General features: G+C 54.5%; 17 protein-coding genes and 2 pseudogenes. 10 read left to right on the top strand and 9 right to left on the bottom strand.

What is annotated here, in order from left to right; all coding sequences use genetic code 11:
- Window positions 1–258 precede the first annotated feature (258 nt).
- Window positions 259–813, top strand: coding sequence for a hypothetical protein (locus BDK88_RS16570; protein WP_242611687.1), 555 nt, complete (start codon window positions 259–261; stop codon window positions 811–813).
- A 199-nt stretch (window positions 814–1,012) separates the two neighbouring features.
- Window positions 1,013–1,435, top strand: coding sequence for a hypothetical protein (locus BDK88_RS16565; RefSeq protein ID WP_165396980.1), 423 nt, complete (start codon window positions 1,013–1,015; stop codon window positions 1,433–1,435).
- A 259-nt stretch (window positions 1,436–1,694) separates the two neighbouring features.
- On the opposite strand, the gene BDK88_RS16560 is transcribed toward BDK88_RS16565, so the two are convergent.
- A complete protein-coding gene (locus BDK88_RS16560; RefSeq protein ID WP_130501400.1) occupies window positions 1,695–3,431 on the bottom strand; it encodes a M48 family metallopeptidase in 1,737 nt (578 codons plus the stop codon).
- Between the two features lie 655 nt (window positions 3,432–4,086).
- Entirely contained in the window at window positions 4,087–5,898 is a 1,812-nt protein-coding gene (locus BDK88_RS16555) for a serine hydrolase domain-containing protein (protein WP_207225307.1), read from the bottom strand.
- Window positions 5,899–6,207: 309 nt separating this feature from the next.
- Between BDK88_RS16555 and BDK88_RS16550 the strand changes: the two are divergent.
- Window positions 6,208–6,324, top strand: a pseudogene (locus tag BDK88_RS16550) (helix-turn-helix transcriptional regulator); the annotation flags it as partial.
- Between the two features lie 521 nt (window positions 6,325–6,845).
- Here the strand turns inward: BDK88_RS16550 and BDK88_RS16545 are convergent.
- Window positions 6,846–8,327 (bottom strand): MATE family efflux transporter, encoded by a 1,482-nt coding sequence (locus tag BDK88_RS16545; RefSeq protein ID WP_092935452.1) that lies wholly within the window; start codon window positions 8,325–8,327, stop codon window positions 6,846–6,848.
- The gene (locus BDK88_RS16540; protein WP_130501399.1) at window positions 8,327–8,926 is read right to left on the bottom strand and encodes a TetR/AcrR family transcriptional regulator; all 600 of its coding nucleotides are present in this window, start codon (window positions 8,924–8,926) and stop codon (window positions 8,327–8,329) included. The genes BDK88_RS16545 and BDK88_RS16540 overlap by 1 nt, the downstream gene beginning before the upstream one ends.
- Before the next feature lie 177 nt (window positions 8,927–9,103).
- On the opposite strand from BDK88_RS16540, the gene BDK88_RS16535 reads away from it, so the two are divergent.
- Window positions 9,104–9,703 carry a TetR/AcrR family transcriptional regulator gene (locus BDK88_RS16535; RefSeq protein ID WP_092935448.1) on the top strand — a complete coding sequence of 200 codons (600 nt, stop codon included), beginning with the start codon at window positions 9,104–9,106 and terminating at the stop codon, window positions 9,701–9,703.
- A gap of 29 nt (window positions 9,704–9,732) precedes the next feature.
- On the opposite strand, the gene BDK88_RS16530 is transcribed toward BDK88_RS16535, so the two are convergent.
- Together BDK88_RS16530 and BDK88_RS16525 are read right to left on the bottom strand one after the other, a co-directional pair.
- Window positions 9,733–10,161 (bottom strand): DUF7575 domain-containing protein, encoded by a 429-nt coding sequence (locus BDK88_RS16530; protein WP_130501398.1) that lies wholly within the window; start codon window positions 10,159–10,161, stop codon window positions 9,733–9,735.
- 60 nt (window positions 10,162–10,221) lie between these two features.
- A complete protein-coding gene (locus BDK88_RS16525; RefSeq protein ID WP_130501397.1) occupies window positions 10,222–11,409 on the bottom strand; it encodes an MFS transporter in 1,188 nt (395 codons plus the stop codon).
- A gap of 288 nt (window positions 11,410–11,697) precedes the next feature.
- Between BDK88_RS16525 and BDK88_RS16520 the strand changes: the two genes are divergently transcribed.
- On the top strand, window positions 11,698–12,720 hold the full coding sequence (locus tag BDK88_RS16520; protein WP_130501396.1) for an LLM class flavin-dependent oxidoreductase: 1,023 nt from the start codon (window positions 11,698–11,700) through the stop codon (window positions 12,718–12,720).
- Window positions 12,721–12,931: 211 nt separating this feature from the next.
- Here the strand turns inward: BDK88_RS16520 and BDK88_RS16515 are convergent, their stop codons facing one another.
- Entirely contained in the window at window positions 12,932–13,906 is a 975-nt protein-coding gene (locus BDK88_RS16515; RefSeq protein ID WP_130501395.1) for a deoxyhypusine synthase, read from the bottom strand.
- A 270-nt stretch (window positions 13,907–14,176) separates the two neighbouring features.
- Here BDK88_RS16515 and BDK88_RS16510 point away from each other — a divergent pair, with 270 nt between their 5' ends.
- Window positions 14,177–14,527, top strand: coding sequence for a helix-turn-helix transcriptional regulator (locus BDK88_RS16510; protein ID WP_092935438.1), 351 nt, complete (start codon window positions 14,177–14,179; stop codon window positions 14,525–14,527).
- A gap of 379 nt (window positions 14,528–14,906) precedes the next feature.
- Here the strand turns inward: BDK88_RS16510 and BDK88_RS16505 are convergent, their stop codons facing one another.
- Both BDK88_RS16505 and BDK88_RS16500 read right to left on the bottom strand, forming a co-directional pair.
- A complete protein-coding gene (locus BDK88_RS16505; RefSeq protein WP_092935436.1) occupies window positions 14,907–15,401 on the bottom strand; it encodes a hypothetical protein in 495 nt (164 codons plus the stop codon).
- A complete protein-coding gene (locus BDK88_RS16500) occupies window positions 15,398–16,261 on the bottom strand; it encodes a ParA family protein (RefSeq protein ID WP_092935434.1) in 864 nt (287 codons plus the stop codon). The genes BDK88_RS16505 and BDK88_RS16500 overlap by 4 nt, the downstream gene beginning before the upstream one ends.
- 165 nt (window positions 16,262–16,426) lie before the next feature.
- Here BDK88_RS16500 and BDK88_RS16495 point away from each other — a divergent pair, with 165 nt between their 5' ends.
- The 4 genes and pseudogenes from BDK88_RS16495 to BDK88_RS16480 all read left to right on the top strand — a co-directional run bounded on the left by BDK88_RS16495 (window position 16,427) and on the right by BDK88_RS16480 (window position 22,913).
- The gene (locus BDK88_RS16495; protein WP_092935432.1) at window positions 16,427–16,870 is read left to right on the top strand and encodes a MaoC family dehydratase; all 444 of its coding nucleotides are present in this window, start codon (window positions 16,427–16,429) and stop codon (window positions 16,868–16,870) included.
- Between the two features lie 1,773 nt (window positions 16,871–18,643).
- The gene (locus BDK88_RS16490) at window positions 18,644–20,116 is read left to right on the top strand and encodes a Cdc6/Cdc18 family protein (RefSeq protein WP_130501394.1); all 1,473 of its coding nucleotides are present in this window, start codon (window positions 18,644–18,646) and stop codon (window positions 20,114–20,116) included.
- Between the two features lie 399 nt (window positions 20,117–20,515).
- Window positions 20,516–21,436: pseudogene (locus BDK88_RS16485) on the top strand (RNA-guided endonuclease InsQ/TnpB family protein); the annotation flags it as partial.
- Window positions 21,437–21,488: 52 nt separating this feature from the next.
- Window positions 21,489–22,913, top strand: a complete 1,425-nt coding sequence (locus BDK88_RS16480) for an IS4 family transposase (RefSeq protein WP_092930581.1) — start codon at window positions 21,489–21,491, stop codon at window positions 22,911–22,913.
- The last annotated feature ends 61 nt before the right edge of the window (window positions 22,914–22,974 follow it).

Here is a 22,974-nt window from a genome sequence, read left to right as displayed (position 1 = left end):
CTCAACTGCTCGAGATCTGCCTTTGTTGTCAAGGCGGTGTCAATCCGTCCATGTCGTCGACGTACATCGACGTCGTCTCGTCGTGCTGTTCGGTCGCGACGCCACTGACGGACAGACTCTCACTGACTGTGTCGGTAATCTCGCTCATGTGGATAATTCTATATTTCCACCACAAACGACATTGAACGCTCACAGGAAGCAGTCACGGTTGCAAACCGATACCTCGACCGTGAACGCCCTCTGAGTGCTCTTGTTGTCGTGATCGCAGTGTCGCTGTTCCTTGGAACATACTTGATAACATCACTGCTGCCAGCGGTCATCGTCGCAGCTGGGTTACTCGTCGTTGCCCGCGCTCCGATTCTGCAGTCTCGTGGGACAGTTCAACTCCGAGCTGATGCTGATCTCGAGACCGTCGCCGAGGCGTTTACTAGCCCGACACCGCCGGTGCTCGCGTTCCAGTGGGGAATTGCAGACGAAGTGTTAACCGACGGTGACACGATACGATATCGCACCTCGTACCTGTTCGGCCTCCGATCTGCTGTGGTGACTGTCCAGACACAGACGGAAGATACACCAAGTGGAATTCACCGAGCCGAGTTGGAGATCATGGCGAACAATCAGCCATGGGCGACGTACACAGCAACGCTTAGTCGCCCAAACGGTGAGACAATCGTCGATGTCGAGTATACATCGGATCGGCGCTTCGGATTACGGCGTATCCCACAGCAGTACTTCGCAGAACAGTACCGCGATGATGCACTCACAGCGCAAGGATACACAGTCGTTGAGCGTGAGTTACATTTCGGTATCTGAATAGCATTATATCCCCATAGGATGCAGAGAATCTTCATATCTCACTTCTTATTTGTCTTTAATTAAGCCTCAGACCTCGGTCGTGTAGCGGTAGCGAACCTCCTTGGAGTATCGGCAGTTACTGGTGTATCTTCTGAGCATCGTCGATTAACCGTTCCAGCAACGGTGATGGAGAATAGCAGGGGCATTCACTGAGTTCGTGGAGATTCTGTTCAAAAGGGGCGACACCCCAGAACCGGTTGGATATCGAACAGAGTATACACCACCTTTAATATTTAAGGAGATGGGTTGTGAAAATGAGTGTGCAGTGACAGACGCGACCCATACCGGCGAGCAGCCAACAGCGGGTTTCAATCGCCCCACGATACTATTCGTCATCTGGGTGGGGATCGCGCTAGTAATTACGGCGCTGGCAACGTTGGATATCGTGCAGGAAGGGTTCGAGGACGCCTGGATATTTCTTTTGAGTGGGGTGATGCTTCTCTGGTTCATCGTCCGCGACTGGTTCCGCCACGAAGGCGGTGCGTTCGTACGACGAGACGATGACCTTCCGTTTCTTGGTGTGACGGTCTTCGTGCTGGCAGTAACGCTTTGGGTCCTTATCGAACAGTTCGTCATCTGACGGTCTCTACGGATACCAGCGAACGCTTCCCGTCTCTCCTGCCTAACCCCTCTCTCACAACCGTCCAACCAGGCCGTGTTTGTTCGTCAAGTGACAGTGAAACCGTGGGAAATCCGGCACTGCAACAGAACAGTGGACTGTCACACTATGCTGCCCGTTCAACCCCCGCCTGTTCGCTCTTCGGTTCCAACAGGGTGTCGGAACACTCGTCACTCACGGGAAGACGGGGGTATGCGCTCGCATCTCTATCAAGTGCTGGTCACACTCGAGCGCGAAGCCGGTCGATGCGCTTCTCGGTTGGCGGATGCGTACCGAAGACCCGACGCGCAATAAATCGTCGCGTCCGATCGAAGAATGGATGTTTCTCCCACGGTGGCGGGACAATAGCGAACGCAGTAGCCGTATCCCGCTCGCGGAGATCCGTCGATGGGCGACGCTCGAGGTCAGCGTCAAGCGACTCAAGCGCGCTTGCGAGTGCAGTTGGGTCGCCAGTAATCGCGACCGCGCCGTCGTCGGCAGCGTACTCTCGGCCACGGGAGACGAGAGCGACGTACCACCGGCTGATGGTTCCAACCAACATTGCTAGTGGTTCGACGACAGGGTTGTAGCCGTATCGACTACGAGCGAGCCGTGCAACAGCACTGGGTGCCGATAGCGCAGTGAGCACCGCGGCGTCTCGGTTGGCAGCGTGGGCGAGTTCGTGAGCGATAGCAGCCTCGAGTTCGTGGTACTCAAGCGTCTCGATCAACCCCCTAGAGAGAACAAGCGTCGAGACAGCGGGACGATAGCCCACTGTCAGCGCGACGGGTGTTCCGTGCTCGAGTACTCGAATCTCGGGCGGCGGCAGGTCGACCTGACCAGCGAGTCGAGTGACAATCGACTCGAGGGATGCATTCACATCGACTTTCCGGTCAGAGTCAGAGGTAGATCCCGCTGTACCAGCAATCTGATCGACCGACTCGATGTCCGTGACCGTGAGCGCCTCGAGATCGAATCGGTCCTCGAGATCTCGAAGAACAGCGTTGTTGCCTGTAAACTCTGTGCGGATTGTAGCGCCGACCTGGATACCAACGAACGCGACAGCACTCACGGCGGCCACTGAGACGACAACAGTTTCGACTGATACGAGAGTTGCTGCCCAGTAACTAGCTCCGACTATAACGATTCCTGTGACGGTCACTAGAATGGTCGGTCGCAGATCTGTAGTTTGCTCAAGTCTGGTACGCACCCATTTGACCTCGTCTGTGATGCCGTAGGCGGCTGCTGGGTCGACAGGTTCCTCCTCGGTGATTTCGGCGGCGCGGCGCTCGATGGCGTTTCGCACCCCATCGACATGATTGGGAACGATAATCGATCCGAAAACAAGCCAAACAAGTGCAGCGACAACGAGCAGTGCGAACCCAACCCAATAGGCCATACTGAGGTAGCCGACGATAAAAATCCCGATGACGAGCCAATTACCGCCGGTCGTGCGCTCATCGTTCACCTCGTCTTTCGAACGGATCCATTCGTGGGCAGCCCAGAGGTACCCAGCCATCAGCAAGTAAAAGAAGCCAAGCAGGACCAAGAGCCCGAACAGCGGAACAGGCAGTACTGAACGAAGGAACGGCAGAGTACTTAGTACAATCAGTAACGACGAAAGTAACAGCACGTACGAGGCGAGTTCGACAATTCCCTGGGCAAGTGCACCAGCCGGTGCGGAGCGCTCGCGAGCGGTACGGACGGTCCGCAGCGACAATTCGACGGCCGCCAAACAAGGCATCGCGACCGCAACCACGAACGCTACAGCGAGCGGCTCGGCGGCGAGACGGAAATCAGAACCAGAGAGGATCGCTAGTGAGGAAACCACCTCAACACCGTAGTGAGCCCCAGCGTAGATCGGGACGCCAATCAACAAAAGGACAGCGACGACGACACCACTCGAGAGGAACAGACAGCTAACAACGGCGATGACTGTCCGGACAAAAAGGCCGGCACGAGTTGGGAGCAACACCATGACAGGTTTCACCTCGAATAATTGAGAACCGGACGGACTAGAGGGGAACCAAGATAATGCATGTCGTCTCAGGAATTAATCTCGAGTGGTAAATAGGTACCCGACCGATTACAAATTGTAGCCCTGTTGAACTCTTCTTCTTTATATACCTATAATAGCGAAACTACTGGTTACTACACGTGCGAACTTAACGCTCATCGAATTGATATACACGATAAATTTCGCGGACGCTAAGAACAATTATGCTGCTGCCGAGCGAGAATCCTAAGATAACCAATAGAATGTTCGTCCTATTGAAAGACGACGCGGCTACCAGAAGTCCGAGAACAGAGAGAACGATATAAAATAAAACAGTTATAGCTATCCTGAAACACTCTTTCAACACATCCGTACTCACCTTACGAATGTCATCTGTGTCCTGGTTGTCATTCTCCATACTATGATGTAATATTGGTTATGTAAAAAGATAGTGGATTTACACTAAGCGATATGGGGCTTGCCCTGTACTTACCATTCCCTACGAGTCAATAGGCGTGTGACTGGTTCTATGACATGCTACGAGGGCTATGCAATCAGTTATGAATAGTTTCAGTTGCCACTATAGTATGAATCGCCCCGGACATGAGAACGCGTGTTGAGCGAGCGGCGGACGACGTTAGCCCGTCCGGATCCATAGCAGGTTCCAGTACTGCAGGAGCCAGTAGAGGACGATCGCTCCGACAACGACCGCCGAGTAGTGGACCCGTGTAGCGAGCGTCCAGTCGTGACGAAGCCACGCTCGGCCGGCGTATCCGACTGCACCGACGGTAGCGAGGGCTCCCAGCGTCGGCACGACGAATACGACCTCAAACCACGTGGGCGGGCGGTTGAACAGCGTCGGCCCGTCCATCGACGCCATGGCAATTGCGACGCCGCCGAGAACGAGGACGAACAGTGGAAGCCCGGCGACGCCCACGCCAGCGACCCACCGAGCGCGCGTTGCAGACGGTGGCGGCGACTCGCCGCCGCGATACCGACGCCACCCGGCGGCCGCCGGCCAGCCCAGGAGCCCAGTGAGCGCGGTCACCGCAGCGATGACCGCTAGCCACCCCTGTACTGATAACTGCTCGAGGTAGCCGATCCGCTCGTAGGCACCGAGTCCGTCCAGCAAGTGCGTCACCTCGCCGTTCTCCTCGTGGAACAGCAGCATCGCGTCCTTCTCAACGTGCTCGAAGACGAGCGGTTCGACTTCAACCCACTCGTCTGTGCTCTCTCCCTGCTCGGTTATCAGCCGGCCGTCGGCAGCGACTCGGACGTCGATCGGCTGGCCCGTGAAGAGACCATAGATGGGCTTCTCGGCGGTGGCATTGTCGGTCGTGTTCACCGACCGATACCGGCCGCCGAGTTCGTCCGCGCGCTGGGGCGTGCCGTCGGGTGTGCGTCGTGCCCCGCTCGAATCGACGGGAGCGAATCGTTCGAGTAGCGCGTCCACGACCTCCTGCTTGGCGTCAGACGCCTCGTCGCCGTGGGCAACGACAAATAGGCCGACACTGTCTTCGGGAAGCAGTGCGAACTCGCAGGCGAACTGCGGGACGCCACCGCCGTGACGAACCAGTCGGGCGTCGCCACGAGACTCCTCGAAGAGTCCGAACGCCATCCCATCCATCCGCTCGTGTGGCGTGTACCACTGTCGATGCATCTCGTCGACCGCGCGCTCGGAGAGAATTCGCTCGCCGTCGACGACGCCGCCATTCAGGTGCACCTGGAGCAGTCGTGCCATGTCCGCGCCCGTCGTGTGGAGACCGGACGCCGGTGCAACGTCGGAATAAAAGTTCACGACGTCTTCAACAGCAGTCCCCTCAGCCGGAACGAGTTCTGGAGGGGCTGGTTGGAACGTACTGTTCGACATACCCAGCGGCTCGAAAACGTTCTCTGCAACAAATGACCCGAATCGCTGTCCCGTGATATCTGCGACCAACTGACCGGTCAACGCGGCGGCGTAGTTGGTGTACTGGGGGAGTTCACCCGGTGGGCGGACACGCGTTGGCACATCTGTAGACACCGACTCGGCCAGCGGGCGGACGTACTCGGGGTTTCGAACCGAGTCGCCACGCCCTCGGACCTCGAGCCCCGACGTGTGAGTGGCAAGGTGTTCGAGCGCGATGGGGTCGTCGAACGTCTCCGGGAGGTCCACGGCTTCGAGGTGATCGTCGACGGGCGCGTCCGGCTCGACGCGATCACGGTCGACGATTTGCATCGCGGCCGTCCACGTGACGACCTTCGACACGGAACCAACGCGAAAAAGCGTCTCGTTCGCATGAACCGGAACGTCTTCGCTCCGAAACGCGTGGCCGTAGCCGCTCGTGAGAACGTCGTCACCGTCGACGACAGCGATCGTCAGGCCGCCGGCGTCGTACTCCGTCAACGCGCGGTCGGCCGCATCATCGACGAACGTTTCCAAACTGGTCTCCTGAGTCGTCGCTGCCACACTGTCGACGAAACCGCTGGCCGCAACAGCGGTTCCGGCACTGGCGGCCGCGGAGTGCGACAGGAACTGGCGTCGTGGGAGTCGGGAGGGCATCGATCGGTAGTGTTTGCGTCGGATGTCTCACGCCTCGAGGGCGGATGTTGGATCGGCTGTTTGGGCGGGACCTGAGCACCTCCACAGTCACTGGACGAGACGTATGGACGGTGATTTTTGGATATCCACACCCGAATAATGTCATCGGTATCCCATAAATACACCCATTGTATCGGAGTGACTGGGGTGTGAATCACCCCGTCTTCGACAGTGGACGATCTCAGACTGCTAATGGCCGGAGATATGCTCTCGCCATTTGTCGGCGAGGAAGAGGTCGATCCCAACAGCGACGCCTTCTCGCAGTGGATCATGAACCTCGCGTACGAGGAGTAGTAGTCACGATCTCCGCTCGAGATCGGGACCCCATTTTGGCCCCGTTGAGTCACTCTGACCGGCCGTCCGAAGCCGAGCTGTCCCGCTTTTCTCACGCCCGAACCTGTGCAACAGGGGTAAGCGTCACTGATCTGAGTCCCCGGTGAATTTCTCTGCGGTAGCGACAACCGTCTCGAACAGTTCGCTATAGTACATTTATGTTCGGAACAATTGGAGAGTTGTGAGAGTTTGGAACGACAAACGTTCTAAATACACTGTATCATCAATTGTAACTATATTTACAATCGATTCCGAAGGCGGACGTATCCGCGGAGTAATTCGACTCCTGTTGCAGCTGGTAACACGATTTCAGGATCTTGAGTGTCGTCAGCGAGGCGTATGCGTGTCCCACCAATTGGCCGTACCATCTGTCGCGGGGTTCCTGTAGAACTTCACGAACAAGTGGGAGTCCGGCTTCTTCTGTGTCACTGAGCACTGACTCTAACTGACGGTCGATTTGTGACGAGGAGAGTGGCACTGGATCAGTCATTGCCTGCCACCTCGACACTTGTTTCATCAATATCGACTCTGGATTCGGTTAGATTACTTTCGCGCCACGTGCCACGTCGATACCATGCGTAGGCGATGGTTGCTCCTGCAATGTTCGAGATGGCGAACGACAGCCAGATACCACTTTCACCGAGCGGGCCCGCAGTGAGCCACGCGATCGGAAAGCGAACAACACCAAGCGTCAGCACCGAGATCGCCGCTGCAGTGAGCGTCTTTCCGGCACCACGGAAACTACCCGTGTACGCCCGCATAATGCCCATGAACCCGAACGTCAGCGCGACGTATCGGATGAACTCTGCACCGATATCGACCACCTGAGCGGCGTTCGCTTGGTCAGCACCGACGAACGCCGAGACGATAGGTTCTGGGAACAGGAAGGCGGCGATTCCTGCGACCGTAAGGACCCCAAAGAGTACTTTCGCGGCCAGCCCTGCCGCTTGTTCTGCTCGGTCTGGTTTATCAGCCCCTATATTCTGACCGGTCATCGTTTCCACGCCACGGGCGACGGCGAGAGCAGGGAGAAAGGCAACCGAGAAGACACGCGTCCCGATGCCGTACGCAGCCACGACTGTATCCGGGAACATCGCAACGATGACCAACAGCAGGTTCATCGAGACCGCTCGTCCAGTCCCTTCGATGGATGCCGGCAAGCCGATGCGAACGAGGCGGCGGAGATACGAGAGATCAGGGACCATATCATGGAGGTTAATTTGGACACCGCGGTCCCCGCGGAACATGATTGCTAGACCAACGACCAGTGCGAGTGCACGCGAGAACACGGTGGCGATAGCCGCGCCCTGAATGCCGAGTTCTGGAAAGGAGAGCGTGCCGACGAGCGGGGCGTTCTCGACAATTGTCCATCCAAAGATCAAGAACGGATCGATGATAATGTTGAGCACTACCGATCCGAACATGACGAGCATCGGTGTAATCGTGTCGCCGTATCCCCGCATGAGTGCGATGAATACAGCGAATCCGAACATAAACAACAGGCCGAGCGAGATGACTTCCATGTAGTTGGTCGCCAGCGGCAGCACATCCTGCGAGGCGCCCAGCAGGCCGAGGAAGGTGTCGACGCCGACATAGCCGACGCCGCCGAGGATGACTGCGGCGATAGCGGCGAACGTCACCGTCTGCGAGGCGGCGTACTCAGCTTCGCGTTCTTCGTCTGCACCGGTAAACTGTGCGACGAGGACGCTGCCGGCGACGGAGATTCCCATCCCGAGTGAGATGAGCAGGAAGACCATCGGGAACGCGAAGCTGATCGCTGCCAGGGCATCCGTGCTGTACTGGCCGAGCCAGAATGTGTCCGCGAGGTTGTACGCGGTCTGGAAGAGGTTCGTCACGACGATCGGCATCGACAAGAAAAAGAGGGGCTTGCCGATGCTACCCGCGGTGAGATCGAACTCCTCAGGTCCCTTGAACAAAGATCGAATGCGACTTCGAACTCCCATTAATGGGTCGCCTCCGATAGCTCGTCTGCGAGAAAGTGTCTCTCAGCGTACTGTGTGATCGCCTCATAGGATCGCTCGGATGGTTGATCGATAGCTACACGCCGCGTATGTGCTCCCGTGATAGCCGTCATAAGGAACTCGGCAGCGACGGCTGGCTCAACCGTTTCATTGAACTCGCCTATCTCAACACCAGCCGTGATGATCTCCCGCGCCCGTTCGAAGAGCAGATCATCGAAGCTGACGAGTCGCGTCTGGATCGCGTCGTTGTACGGCGCTTGCGCTGTCACTTCGAGTAGCGCGGTTTGGTACTCTTGGGCAGGCGCAGCTTCTTCGTCAGTGAGAGCCGTTTCGAGGAGCGTATAGAGTTGGTCACGCGGCGTGCCACCGTCGACTGCGGGAAGCTGCGCAGTGTATCGTTCGTACAGAAAGTCGAGAAACTCGAGGAAGAGGTTCTCTTTGCTGTCGTAGTAGTAGTGGATGGCTGCTTTACTCCGGTCTGCCTCGTCAGCGATATCTGTGAGAGTGAGATCGGCGTATCCGTGCTTGCAGAGTGCCCGAGACGTCGCCTCGAGAATTTCAGTAGCTGTATCATCGTCCATGTCGGGAAGCACATGTACTTACTAACCGATTAGTCAAAAGGGTTTGGAACACAACGCTCTCAAGAGAGGTCACCGGTTTTCATCCATGTAGACGTCTACATCGACACCCGTACGAAGCGATACTATCTGACGAGTGGGTCAAAACTATTATTTGCGGCCCACATCAGTACTCGTACGATGGCCGATACGCCGACAGAGGCCGACCCCGACCCACACGAAGAGATCATGCGCGCGACGTACCGCGCACTTCGTGAGCACGGATACGCCGATCTCACGATCAAGCGTATCGCCGATGAATACGGGAAGTCAACCGCTGCGATCCACTACCACTACGACACGAAGGACGATCTGCTGACAGCATTTTTGGATTTTATTCTCGATCAGTTCAAGGACACGGTTCACGAGGTCGAGACGACAGATCCCGAGCAGCGACTCGAGTTGCTACTCGACAAACTGCTCGTCGATCCCAGGGACCATCAAGACCTTCTCGTCGCTATACTAGAGATGCGGAGTCAAGTGCCGTACAACGACCAATTCCGCGAGCGGTTTCAGCAAAACGACGAGTACGTTCAGTACCTGCTCCGCACGGTGATCGACCAAGGGATCAAGACAGGCGTGTTCGACGATGTCGACACCGACCACGTGGCCCAGGCACTCATGATAATCGTCGATGGCGCGCGGACACGAGCGGTTGTGTTCGACGAAGAAGATTCGCTCGAGACAGCGAGACAAACCGCAGCAGAGTACGTGACCGCCGCTCTAGTCGCTGACGACTGAGTACCAGTCAGAAGTCCGTAGAATGATTGTTATCGACCGTCTCTTTCCTCAAGTCGCTCCTGATCGACGTCTTCGATCGGCTTCGTACACCACTGGCAGAACTCGAGGGCGGAATCGAGTTCCTTTCCGCAATGAGGACAGGAAGTTGACTCCGCTGCGGCAGGATCGACCGCGCTTGGAACACGCTGAGAGCGCGCGAGCAGGTACGCGTCCAGGGTGCTGAGGCCGATAACGAGGAACAGCGGTGCGACAACCAACGCCTCCTCGAGGCCACTGTTGCCGGTCACAAACGCGTCGAGCGCAGTCGGATCGACGAACAGTGCGGTCACGACGAACGAGGCAGCGAGCCATCCGAGCGCGCGACGCCACCGCCGAAGGTAAAGGTGACCGAGCCCGGTAGCGAGCATCGCGAGTAGCATCGCGAGCCACGGTCGTTTCTGCGATGTGGACTGAGCCATGTCTCTAACTAATCGGTTAGTAAGTATAAGCCTTCTCTTGTCGGCATTCGCCAGTCATCTTCAATTGTCACCCAGCCCATGTGACAGTCTTGTGTCAGAACCCGTGATCCGCCGAACGGGCTGAAACGCGAGCGCTGCAATCGCGACCTCTAGTCCACCAGCTACGAGAAATGCCGGTAGGTAGCCGTACAGCTCTGTAACGGTTCCACCGATGAGAAATCCGCTCAACATCCCGAGACTACCGAACACATTGAATCCGCCCATTGCTGCACCACGCTCCGTCGCCGGTACGATATCAGTGACAAGTGCCATTGTCGTTGGTGAGACAAGCGCCCCACAGACACCGACGAATACCATCAGAATTGCTGCGGCCACGTAAGTAGGCGAAAGTACGACGGCGATGATCGTCACTCCATATAGTAGTGATCCGACAACGACTGGCAGGAATCGCCCGATTCGATCCGAGAGCGATCCGACTGGATACTGTAACACTGCAAACGGAACGAAGAACAACGCAAGCGTGAACCCTGCTGTCGCAGCATCGATATCGAATGTGTCTCTGAAGTACGCAACACCGGTTAACGCAAAGAATCCCGCAGTCAAGCGATCAATGTATCCGAATGCGAACGGCACGAGTAAGGTCGGGTACGATCGGACTCGATCGACGACTGTATCGACAGGGAGCCCACCACCGGCACTCCCGTCGGGAATCGTCGCAGCGAGGGCAGCCGAACCACCGAGGAGTATTGCACCCCCGTATAGTGGCGCAAGCGGATCAACCGTGGTGAGTTGCCCACCAACGACCGAGCCGAGTGCCGCACCGAGTCCGATGGCCGTCCCTGCTGCACCCATGTTTCGGCCGTGTCCACCTGAGAGGTCCATTAGCATTGTGATCGACAGCGAGAACGCACCAATGGTAAACGCACCACCGACGACTCGCAATAGCAACACAACACCGAATCCGAGGCTAACATGCGGAGCGAGCGCAACCGCCAGGTAACTTACAGCACCGCCCGTCGCGCCCAGGACGACCAGCGGTGTTCGAGACCCGAGAGAATCACTGGCAACACCCCACAAAACGGCACACAAAACAAATGCGCCGAACTCAGCGACTAGAAACCACGTTCCGGCGAGAATGCTCTCACTGCCACCCAGTGCCGAGACCGTTTCATCAAGCCCCGGATAGAGAAACACCTGCGAGACGAGGACGCTCCAGACGACAAGCGAAAGTCGGGATCGGTCACTCATAGAGACGAGGCTATCTACGTGGACGCGGCCAGAGCATCTGTGTGCCCCATGTTTAATCGAGTATACCTGTTCGCTAGTGGCTCTTCAAACAGGATGAGGAGTGTCGCTGACATACAAGCTAATTACTCAGTTAGTGCAAAAGTCTTCTCATCGAGGTCGCAAGAGCGAGGTATAAGCGACTCATTCGGAAACTTCTGCCTAAAGAATCCCCACACCAGCTTCGATATTATCATCGAGAAAGATAAGCACTAACCAAACCGTTAACTCCTGCAATCCCTGAATCAAGGTATGGATCTCTCTGTTGTCGATTTGTCTCCCGTTCCGAACGACGGGACCGCGAGTGACGCATACGCAAACACCGTTGAGGCCGCTCAACAGGCTGAGAAGCTCGGATACTCTCGGTTCTGGGTAGCCGAACATCATGGCATGGCAGACACTATTGCTGGGACGACGCCCGAAGTGCTGCTCGGACACCTCGCCGCTGAAACAGAATCGATTCGACTCGGATCAGGAGCAGTGCTACTCAACCACTACAGCCCGTTCAAAGTCGCCGAACAGTTCGGCGTACTCAATTCACTCGCACCAGGTCGTATTGACGCGGGCCTTGGCCGGGCTAATGGGTCGCCTGCGGCAGATCAAGCTCTCGGAACAGACCGACACATCCAGAATCCCGATGAAGATCATGCAGAGAAGATTGAAGCCGTCATCAATCATCTCTATGACGACTACCCCGACGGACATCCCTATAGCGACCTGCAGATACCGTACTCGGACGAGGATATCCCCACGCCATGGGTGCTCGGGTCAAGTCCATCAAGCGCTGCGATCGCAGCTGAACTCGGGCTCCCATACTGCTTTGCGGCGTTCATTCGACCACAGTTCGTAACCCACTCGTTCGAGACGTACCGCGAACAGTTCCAGTCTTCGTCACTTGCCGGTAGTATCGACAAGCCACAAGGTATGATCGCTGTGAACGCAGTCTGTGCAGAGACCGATGAGGAGGCCGCACGGCTCCGAGCCGTGGCGGAGGCGTCATATCAGCGTATGCAACGCGGGGTTGTCGGCACGAGACCGTCTATTGAAGAGGCTATCGACGAACTCGGTGGAGTTCCAGAGCCAACGCCCGCAACACTCACTGTTGATGAATGGCCACGAGCGATTTCCGGGAGCCCAGAGACGATTTCATCACTTCTTGAACAACTCACGGAACGTGTCGGCGTTGACGAGGTGATGATCCAACACATCCATGCAACCCACAACGATGCGCTCCGTTCGCACGAACTGATTGCTGAGGGCATCGGACTCACATAAATCGCCTCGGGGTCAAGCCCGGGGCATTCGCCTCGGCCGCCTGTAAACGACCCCGGATCGGGTGCCCCACGGTTTTCGTAATTCCCTCAGCCTATGCCAATAGCACTCCACGCAAAGAGATTTTTCGGGACGAGGATGGGCGGTTTACTGCACCCACCAACCCAGACAGGCTCACCGTCCGAACACTCGGTTAGGTTTTGCGAATCCGATATTAATTTTGAAACGCGCTAGCGACAAGTAGCGGGAAGACGAGAGTTGCTTCCGCCTCAATCTGTGTGTAATTCGTTCGTTCTTCCTTGATTTTACCCCAAGAGACGGCCTCATTTGGCGGCGCTCCCGATAGTGATCCGTCTCCTTCCATTCCTGTCGAAATATAGACCACATAGTCCGCACCCCCTCGGAAGAGGTTCGTCATTATCGCGTGATGCTTCGGTACGCCTCCACCGACTGCAATGAGTCCCGTTTTGTCGGCCAGTAATCCGTCTTCGATGAGTGAATCATAGTCGTCAAGGATCTCAATTCCGACGTCCGAATCATAACCCTGACGGTAGTAGTAGAGGAAATTGCCCACCTCAGCGTCCGTCAGCGCCGGACAGTACACCGGCACATCGTTGTCCGCAGCTTGTTTCAACACTGAGTCTTCGTCGTCGAGCGTCTCGCCCAGTTCCCGTGCAAACTCTGTGGGCGTTCTGATCTTCTCCTCAGCGAAGAAGTCGTCGAAGAAGTCGTACAGGTATTCCTCTAACCAGACATATCGGTCGGACGGAACAAAGATATTCCCTAGCCGATTAATTCCTCGTTCCCGGAGCGCTTCCTCGTCTGCGTCCCATTCACCCATCTTGAACGGTTTCGCCGTCTTGATAACGTCCTCGGTCAGCGACCCAGACGTGGTAATGAGTACATCGACGTAGCCTTCTCGGACGAGATACGCGACGGTCTCACGTAGCCCCGATGAGATGATATTCGAGGTGAACGTGAGATAGATCGTCGCGTCTTCGTCCTGCATACGCTCCGCGATATCGATGGCTTCTGCGAGTTGCGTCGCTTGGAAACCCGTCGTCGCGTATGCGTCGAGCATCTCGTAAAAATCGAACTCACCACGGAAGTCGTAGCCACGAACGTCCGGCGTGTCGAGTTCCTCATCACTTCCTGGAAGGACGTGATCGTGAGACTCGTCGTTATCCATATAGGAGATACGACCGCGACCAGTTTGAATAGCTCGAAATGATCGCTCTATTCTTCAAAACCAGTTCACCATATGCTTGGGAGGAATCAACAGCCTGAGCAGACTTCTATGACACCCCTTTCATCCAGCAAGACGGCGGCGGACTCGAGGACGACGGCACCGTGGTCGAATCGACAGTCGACGAAAGGCACTTTTTAACGGGCCACCTTGTCTTGAATGTAGTATGGATACGCTCCTGCTTATAACAGTACACACGGCGAGGTGGCCATCATGAGCAGTTCCACGGCCGAAGCCGAACTCAACGAGGACGAGCGAGCGGGTCTCGAGCTCATCCGCGAGTCCGGCGGCATCCACCAGAGCGATTTCTGGAAGGAACTGGAATTCTCCTCGCGCAAGGGCAGCCGGATCGTCGAATCGCTCGTTGAAAAGGAACTGGTCGATCGAGAGGAAACCGTTTACAAGGGCCACAACACCTACTTCATCTCGCCGACCGCACGAGACCTCGATTTCAGACTGCTGATGGCCGGCGATATGCTCTCGCCGTTTGTCGGCGAGGAAGAGATTGATCCTAACAGCGACGCCTTCTCGCAATGGATCATGAACCTCGCGTACGAGGAGTAGTAGTCACGATCGCTGCTCGAAATCGAGGCATGTCCGTTTCTCTTTGTCCACGGTATCTTGGTAGACGAACAGTTGATGCACGCCCCATCACGGCCTTCTTTGACAGAGACCCTAACAGTGTTTTGGGTAATACTGATCAGTTTAACTGGCCAGTATTACTTCCCGATGGCGTCAGGTCTTCTTCCTCTCGAGGAATAGTTGCAAGTCCAGTCGATACTGCTGGCGTCCTCACATTCTGCCTTGCTGTAATCGGGATTGCCAACTTCGATACGCCACTTCTGACAAGGGGGATCCTCATCGGTGTTGCGACACGATGACGGTATGCTCAAGTCACATCACAGTCAGCTTTCGGATTGGCCGGTCTAAGGAAAAGAAAGCGTTAGAAGTCCATACCCCACTCGCGGAGAATATCCTCGGCGTCGTCTAAATTTTGCATCCCGGCGAGGTATATCGCTTCTCGAGCATCGAGCTTGTAGAGATCATCGTCAAATCGGTCCTCAAGATCACGGCGTGCCTGTTTCTCTTTATCCTCGGTATCCTGGTAGACGAACAGTTGGTGCACACCCCCATCACGGTCTTCTTTGACTGAGTCTCTAACAACTATTCGTGGTAAGTCTGATCGGTCAAACTGACTGGTATTACTTCCAGACTGCGCCGGGTTTTCTTCCAGATCGACCTGGTCAGTCTGTCCAGTATTACTGACTGTATCTTTTTGCCCACCAGCTTGGTCAGACTGATCAGTATTACCAGTGTTACTGACTACCTTTTCCTGTTCCTCTGACTGGCCAGTAGTACTGACTTCTTCTTCCTGTTCCTCTGGTTGGTCACTCTGCTCAGTCTCGTCAGCAAACGGGTTTTGGCCACCAGATTTCATGCTGTGACCTCTGTCGTCGCAAATTGATCGGCAATGAATTCGGCTAGCTCGTCAAACTTCTCGAGCGTCGGTTCTTCGTAATCGCGAAGATCGCGGTAGTCATCGTTCTCCGCGAGTTCGTAGATCGACACTTGGTTGTCCCACGCATCACCAAGCATCGATCCACGCTCGCCAATCGACACAGGGGCGATCGGTAGCGACTCCTCCTCGAGTGCATTGAGATATTTCTGGTTCACGTTCGTCCCCTTGACCTTGTTCGGGACGGCACCGAGAACACCGACGTCGATATCTCCGAGTTCAGTCTCGAGGCCGCTCACCACATCACGGAGGCCCTGAACACTCCGTTCGCCTTTCGGAGATGGTTCGAAGGGGATGAGAAGGTTCGACGTTGCGTAAACCGCGTTGTACAGGTGTTGTCCCTCAGACGCTGGTGGGTCAATGATGATAACGTCGTATTCCGATGGGACACCAGCGTCGACGAGGACCCGTCGGAGCTGCTTTTCCTTCTCAAACTCCCCCTCGAGACTCGTCTGGTCCTCGAGTTCCTTGGCCGTCGCGAGGAGATCAGCAAGGTTGCCGAGATTATTGTGGCTTGGAACGAGATCGACGCCTTCAGTCGACTGGATGAGGTCATGAAAATCGCCTCGTGGTCGGTCGACCATATGGAGCACGAGATTGTCAGCCTCGCTATCAGCTTTCAGATCATCGAGACCGAAGTGATTGGTTAGGCCGCCATCCTGCGGATCCATATCGATCCCGAGAACTTTCGTTCCTTGATTCGCGTGCGCACGCATGAGGTTAGCCGCAAGCGTCGTCTTTCCGACGCCACCCGCCTCGGACCAGACTGTATACGGAATCATACACGCTAAGCAGATGGTCTCCCCATATAAAAATACTAGCCAGACAAGACAGTATTGCTGGTCAGTAATACTGACCAGTGTTACTAGTCAGACTAATCAGCCGCTTCTGAATGCTGGCACTATTACGGAGAAGTTTTTATTGGGAAAGAGAACTGTACAGCGGAAATGGCAGATCTGTATTTCGAGGACCTGGAGAAAGGTCAACGACGAGAACTCGGTAGTTATACTGTCCCAGAGAATGAGATGATGGAGTTCGCACGACGGTATGATCCGCAGCCGATCCACGTTGACGAGGAGGCTGCTCGGGACTCCATCTTTGGTGGGGTAATCGCGAGCGGTTGGTACACTGCCAGCGTCTGCATGCGGCTCCTCGCAGACGAATTCCTCAATGAAGCTGCGAGTATGGGTGGGCTTGGCCTGGATGAGCTCCGGTGGCAGAACCCGGTTCGGGCGGGCGATACGCTTACTGTTTCGAACGAGATTCTCGAAACGCGTCCATCGGAGAGCCGCGATGATCGTGGCTATGTTCGGAATAAGACGGTCGCACACAATCAGGACGGCGAGGAGGTCCTTGTCTGGGTCGCGACCAATATCTTTGCTTCGAACTGATATCCTCCCACAGCTACTGCCGCTCTGGACTCCTTCTCTGGCCGAATCTGGCAGGGAAAGTGGTCAATCGAGTAAATGGAGAGTATTCGCCTATCCCCTTATCGGTTAAACAAAAGTCCACGCTGAATGCCACGCCCTTCAAGACGTAGCAGCTTACTTCCGTCATTTCCGTAGCCCCACCCTAGGTTTCTGTCGTATATCGTGTTTGCTCGATCAACTAGAACACGCACTCCAATACGTCCAGTGTCTCTAGAAGTGCGAGAACGTCCGAACAGTACACAACAACCATCATTGCGTCCAGTATCCTACGACCATCACGCCCGCTGTCTTGCGCCGATCTTCGAGTTCTCGAGATTGCCGTTACTTGAGCGCGTGGAATCTGACCGAAGTGATTGGTGAGAGTGCCATCTTGCGGATCCATCTCAATCGCAAGAATTCCGCCTTGATTCACGTGTGTAGAATATGTAGCCAGACAAGATAGTAATGCTAGTCAGTAATACTAGACAGTATTACCGAACATACTATCTAGTCAATTATCTTAAACACGTGCTGAAAGTTGGCTTATGACCGGAGAGAGTTCAGCCCTAACGCCACGAGCGTTGTCGGTGTAGTTCTAGCACTCAACTCGCGGTGGCTTTAATTCCGCAAAGAGTGCTTCACCATGTAGCGAGTCATCACGTCCTGGTTTACAAACACTCCCTCCACAGAGATCAACGCGATCGGCGATGTTTGCAGCCGTGTTGATGTCAGCTCGGACTCTGACACCCCGTGGATGTTTAACAAGTCCTCGAGCACGCGCAGTGATATGCGTCAAGTACTCTTACAGCTGGAATCCGCCAACCGGCATGTCACCCGTTCAGAAGATGAAATAGAACTTACAAACCCTCTCCCCCCTTTTTCGAGTTGTAAACTCAATACAGAGGGGGAGAGAAACCTCGAAGAATATCCTATGAAAGAGAGATTCTGCCGTATTCACCGGATAGCATTCCTAAGAGACCAATTTTCTCGTATACTCTTAATAATGCAAAGTTTTATGTGAAATGTTGTTCAACCAAATCCGTACTAGACTTAGATCCTATCTAAATGTATTAATTAGATATTCTAACCTTGGATCGTTTGTGTGTTCTTGAGATTAAGAATACTAGCAACTCAGGCACTCTAATCCTTCTATTTGCTAAATCAGATCCTTTTGCTCTACTTATCCCCTCCTCTCTCGAAACGACTTACAACTCGAAAAAGGGGGGAGTGGGTAGATTGATTGAGACAAATCCGTTGGCCAAGCACCGTTCTATCAATAAGATATCACTAGTATCAATCATGAATATCTCTTGCGTAAGTTGTTCTACCGACTCAATTACGGAGTTTACAACTCGAAAACGGGGGGTGTGATGTGACATCTATAATATAGATATTAGCTCATGTTATTCTGATTGTGTTTTACTCATGACTTCTTGATGAACTAATAGATTCGCCTATTACAACTCGAAAATGGGGTCGGTCAGAAGGCACACCGACCTTCTGACGGGATCTTACAACTCGAAAACGGGGTGGGTTTACGTTCGAAGTTCATGGCCAACTGTTTCGAGAGTACTTGTTTTGCCTTTTGATGAATACACGTCCCTTACAAATCGACAACGGAGGCGATAGATTTCGAAGACGGTCTTTGGCTAACTCTACAAATACGCCCTTATAGTCGGTAGTGGACCTGTTTCCGGCTGGTTACAACTCCACAATGGTCTACTTTTTTATACCCAGAGTCCGAGGGGAGGCATAATGGGACGAGAGAGACGTACAGAAGATTCGAATGATCATGCCGCTGAAAAGGCCCGTGAATCTCTCTCCACTGACCCCGAAAACTCTAGCTCAACGACTCAAACAACCTTCGAGGCCGACTCAGATACTACTGACCCGCCCCTAAGTGAAATGAACGATGAAAGCGGCGGTATCTCAATCCGAGAGCGACTTCAGACTGAGTCGTCCGGTGGTGTCTTCGCGAATAAAGATCTTGTTCGCTCAGACACCATCATTGACGAGGACCGTATTGTCGGTCGTGATGACCAGCTGGCTCGAGTCGTTGACAATCTTAAACCTGTCCTCCAGGACGAAGGCATCCCGGATATGCTTCTGAGTGGTCCCTCGGGAACAGGAAAATCGCTTATTATTCATGCAGTCTGTAAACAGATCGTCGAACTGTGTGAGTCCCAAGGAAAGGTGTTCGGTGTTCTTTCGATCAACTGCGAGGGTCCAAAGACCGCAGATCGTGCTGTATATCGGTTAGTCAAAGCCGCCGCTGATGATCTCGGTGTTGATCCCGGTGTTCCACAGACCGGCGTCTCAACCGATCAAAAACTCGAACGCCTGTACGAACTAATGCGAGAGCATTACGATGGAGTCATATTCATTCTCGATGAGATCGATCTGCTCGAGGGACCGTATCAGGAGGCAGAGTACAATTCTCTCATCTACCAGCTTTCACGGGCCCGAAAGCTCGCCGACTTTGATGGTCCGATCTCACTTACAACCATTACTAACTATGCAGATTTCATGAAGAATCTCAATAGTCGAGCTCAAAGCTCTTACAACCCCGATGATATCTTCTTTGACGACTATGATGCGACGCAACTGCGTAGCATCCTCAAATACCGTCGCGACGCGTTCAAGCCGGAGTCTCTTTCAGATGACGTCATTCCACTTGTTGCTGCGTTCGGTTCCCAAACGCATGGGGACGCACGGAAAGCAATTGACCTTCTCAGATGGGCTGGTGAACTAGCTGAACGGCGGGGGGCGGATACAGTCACTGAATCCGATGTTCGCAAGGCACAGGAGAAATACACTGAGAACCGAAAACTCCGCCACATTAGCGGGATTTCGACACAGAAGAAGCTCTCCACATATGCCGTGGCGGCTACTGCCCACTATACGAAAGAAAACTTGGAGTGGATTCCAGCTGGTCCCGCATTTAAGACGTATCAGTTTATCGCCGACACGATGGATGCAGAGAAATACAGCCGTGAAACCTTCGTGAATCACGTTACTGAACAGAGTACGTACGGTGTGTTAGACTTCGAGCGTCGAGGGAGGGGACGTGGCAGAGGAGTACACATGTACTTCTCTCTTTCCGAAGACCCGGAAACGATCATGGAGACGATCCGTGAAGACTCTCGATTCGCTGATTTAGCTCACGAAGACCCAACTATCAGCTCTGTTGTTCGAGAACGAATGAAGAAGTTTCGTTCCAATAGCTAATCTTGACTCTACAGATAAGCAAGGCAAGTGCCTCGGGGCTTGACCCTGAGGCGGTTCACAGTGATAGGCAACGTGCCTCTGGGTGTGGCCCCGAGGCGACCCGGATTTTACAACTCGAAAACGGGGGGAGAAGACTCATGAGTTTTAATTTTCCATCTGATATAATCTCTTCCCCATCCCCATTTACAACTCGAAAATGGGGCTCCCGGTCTACTTAACCAGTCTCTCTTGTAGAACACGTTATACGCTGAACAGGCGCAATACCGCGTCCTTGAGGGCGTGGATGCGCACCGTCACTTGATGCAACAATCCATCGCCTATTGCATGGCCGGATATTCTCTACTGGAGCGGTACTATCATCTTCTCCGGGACTATAACTGGTTATGAAGCCAGAAATAGATGCGTACCGTCCGAACCTTCGAGGCGTCAATTGCCAACCCACAGCAGGTTGGTGATGACCTCGATCAACTCGGATGGGCCGCATCGAAACTCTGGAACGTCAGTCGCTACTACGCACAAGAACAGTGGGACGACACGGGCGAGATCCCCGATGACGGGGAACTCAAAGCTGAACTCAAAGGCCACGAACGCTATACGGACCTTCATTCTCAATCCAGTCAGCGCGTTCTCGAAGAACTCGCTGAAGCGTTCACTGGTTGGTTCGCAAAGCGTCGGGACGGCGATAGCCGTGCCCGACCGCCCGGCTACCGCAAACGCGGCGATTCGCACCCACGTTCTACTGTGACGTTCAAGGCGGCTGGCTTCAAGCATGATGCACAGTTCACTCGCGTTCGCCTCTCGAAAGGCCGCAACCTGAAGGAACACCGTTCGGACTTCGTGCTGTGCGAGTACGAGCTCCGTCCCGACGTAGACCTCACCGAGTGGGATATCCAGCAGGTCCGGGCCGTCTACACGTACGAAGAATGGCGGCTTCAGTTCATCTGCCGAAAGTCAATCGACCCCGACCCACCGGGCGACGGTGTTGCGGGGGTCGATCTCGGTATCTCAAACATCGCCGCGCTTTCGTTCGGGAGTGAGTCGATCCTCTTCCCCGGTAACGCACTGAAAGAGGACGAATACTACTTTGGGAAGCAGAAAGCGAAGTGTGACGATAGCCGATCGAACGAGCGCCTTCGGTTGGACCGGAAACGTACCGAACGTCGAACCCACTTCCTCCATACCCTCTCGAAACAGATCGTTTCGGAGTGCGTAGAGAGGGGTGTCGGGACCATCGTAGTCGGTGATCTCGAAGGGATCCGTGATAACGAGAACGGCGAGTCTCGCAACTGGGGCTCGCATGGCAACCTCGATCTTCACGGCTGTCTCTTACCCACAAGTTCTAACCCCGTAGCTGACGAATTGAGACGGGAAAATGGGACGGGGGTCACGGAGTTGGCAGCCTGATTTAGACGATGACGGAGAGTTGTGTGACATGGATGTATCAGGTTGGATTCGAACAGAGTTTCGCTCAGCTAATCTCGGAGACAAGCGCCTCACCGATCGACTGGTGCAACTTGGGGATGAACTCGGCAGTTCACCTGCCGAGTCCATCCCAACTGCCTGCGAAGACTGGGCCTCCACAAAGGCTACGTACCGATTTTGCGATAATGAGAATGTGGAACCGAACGAGATCCTCTCCGCTCACAAGCAAGCACAACGATCACGAGTGAGTCAGTTAGACGAACTCGTGATCGTCTCCGATACCACTGAACTTGTCTTTCCGAGACATCCATCCAAGGACGGACTCGGCGACATTGGTAACTCTGAGATGGACCTTGAGGGCGTCAAAGTCCACTCAACGATCGGCATTCATCCACAAACACATCGAATGACAGGGGTCCTCGATCAGCAGGCGCTGATCGAGGACCAACAGGCTGACAAAAAGTATGAGACAAACGGGAAATCAGAGCCAATTCCGTTGGAGAGTGAACAGGAGAAGTGGGCTCGTGGTGACAGGCAAGCCAGAAACTGGCTTGCCGACGATGTTCGCCCGTTGTTTGTTCATGATCGAGGAGCAGATGCATTCGCGTTCTATACAGACGTTGTCGAAGAGATAGAGAACGCTGGATTCATCGTTCGAGCCAACCAAAACCGACGGATTTGGACAGAAAACGATGAATCTGGGAAACTCTTTGACTGGAGCAGCGACCTTGCCGAGCAAGGTCGCAAAACGATCGAGATTCAACAGGCAAGTGGGCGAGAAGCCAGGACAGCAGAGCTGTCGATTGCAACGGGAACCTGTGAGTTGCGTGCGCCGCGGAATAATCCTGATCAAGACGGTTCAGTGGCAGTAAATGTCGTACGAGTCGATGAGATCGGTGAAACTGACGACCCGATTCAGTGGGTGTTACTCACCACTGAATCGGTCGAAGAGTTTAACGAGACGCTGACTGTCATCGACTATTATGGTCTTCGCTGGCGAATCGAAGACTGGCACAAAGTGCTGAAGAGTGGCTGTAACATCGAAGAACGGCAACTCCAGACTTGGGAACGAATGGAAGTCTTGCTAAGTCTGTACTCGGTGATTGCCTGGAAGGTCCTGGAGTTACGAGAGCTTGCTCGGGGAGAGACCTCGACTGCACCTGATGTCTTGTTGAGCGAAGCAGAGCGCGCAGTTCTGGAAACAAAATTTCCAGAACTGCAAGACCAGAACGGGAAAGCCTACGCTGTGAGTGTAGCGAAGCTTGGCGGGTATCTGGACCGCGGATCAGATCCTCCTCCAGGATGGGAAACGATGTGGAAAGGCCTCCAGAAGCTACGCATGTGGGCAGAAGGGTACGAACTCGGTGCTGAATGAGCGCCAACGGCGACTCATTCAGCGGACCTCAACGTGAATTCAGACTTCGTTCCAATTTTAC

It is taken from the genome of Natrinema hispanicum (genome assembly GCF_004217335.1).
Lineage (GTDB): Archaea > Halobacteriota > Halobacteria > Halobacteriales > Natrialbaceae > Natrinema > Natrinema hispanicum.
This window is presented reverse-complemented; position numbering and strand designations above follow the sequence as displayed.

Bases quoted from the DNA above. Each gene is read 5' to 3' on its own strand.
- BDK88_RS16560 (WP_130501400.1), bottom strand. From the start codon at position 3,431: ATGGTGTTGCTCCCAACTCGTGCCGGCCTTTTTGTCCGGACAGTCATC.
- BDK88_RS16545 (WP_092935452.1), bottom strand. From the start codon at position 8,327: ATGGGAGTTCGAAGTCGCATTCGATCTTTGTTCAAGGGACCTGAGGAG.
- BDK88_RS16540 (WP_130501399.1), bottom strand. From the start codon at position 8,926: ATGGACGATGATACAGCTACTGAAATTCTCGAGGCGACGTCTCGGGCA.
- BDK88_RS16535 (WP_092935448.1), top strand. From the start codon at position 9,104: ATGGCCGATACGCCGACAGAGGCCGACCCCGACCCACACGAAGAGATC.
- BDK88_RS16530 (WP_130501398.1), bottom strand. From the start codon at position 10,161: ATGGCTCAGTCCACATCGCAGAAACGACCGTGGCTCGCGATGCTACTC.
- BDK88_RS16525 (WP_130501397.1), bottom strand. From the start codon at position 11,409: ATGAGTGACCGATCCCGACTTTCGCTTGTCGTCTGGAGCGTCCTCGTC.
- BDK88_RS16520 (WP_130501396.1), top strand. From the start codon at position 11,698: ATGGATCTCTCTGTTGTCGATTTGTCTCCCGTTCCGAACGACGGGACC.
- BDK88_RS16515 (WP_130501395.1), bottom strand. From the start codon at position 13,906: ATGGATAACGACGAGTCTCACGATCACGTCCTTCCAGGAAGTGATGAG.
- BDK88_RS16510 (WP_092935438.1), top strand. From the start codon at position 14,177: ATGAGCAGTTCCACGGCCGAAGCCGAACTCAACGAGGACGAGCGAGCG.
- BDK88_RS16505 (WP_092935436.1), bottom strand. From the start codon at position 15,401: ATGAAATCTGGTGGCCAAAACCCGTTTGCTGACGAGACTGAGCAGAGT.
- BDK88_RS16500 (WP_092935434.1), bottom strand. From the start codon at position 16,261: ATGATTCCGTATACAGTCTGGTCCGAGGCGGGTGGCGTCGGAAAGACG.
- BDK88_RS16495 (WP_092935432.1), top strand. From the start codon at position 16,427: ATGGCAGATCTGTATTTCGAGGACCTGGAGAAAGGTCAACGACGAGAA.
- BDK88_RS16490 (WP_130501394.1), top strand. From the start codon at position 18,644: ATGGGACGAGAGAGACGTACAGAAGATTCGAATGATCATGCCGCTGAA.
- BDK88_RS16480 (WP_092930581.1), top strand. From the start codon at position 21,489: ATGGGACGGGGGTCACGGAGTTGGCAGCCTGATTTAGACGATGACGGA.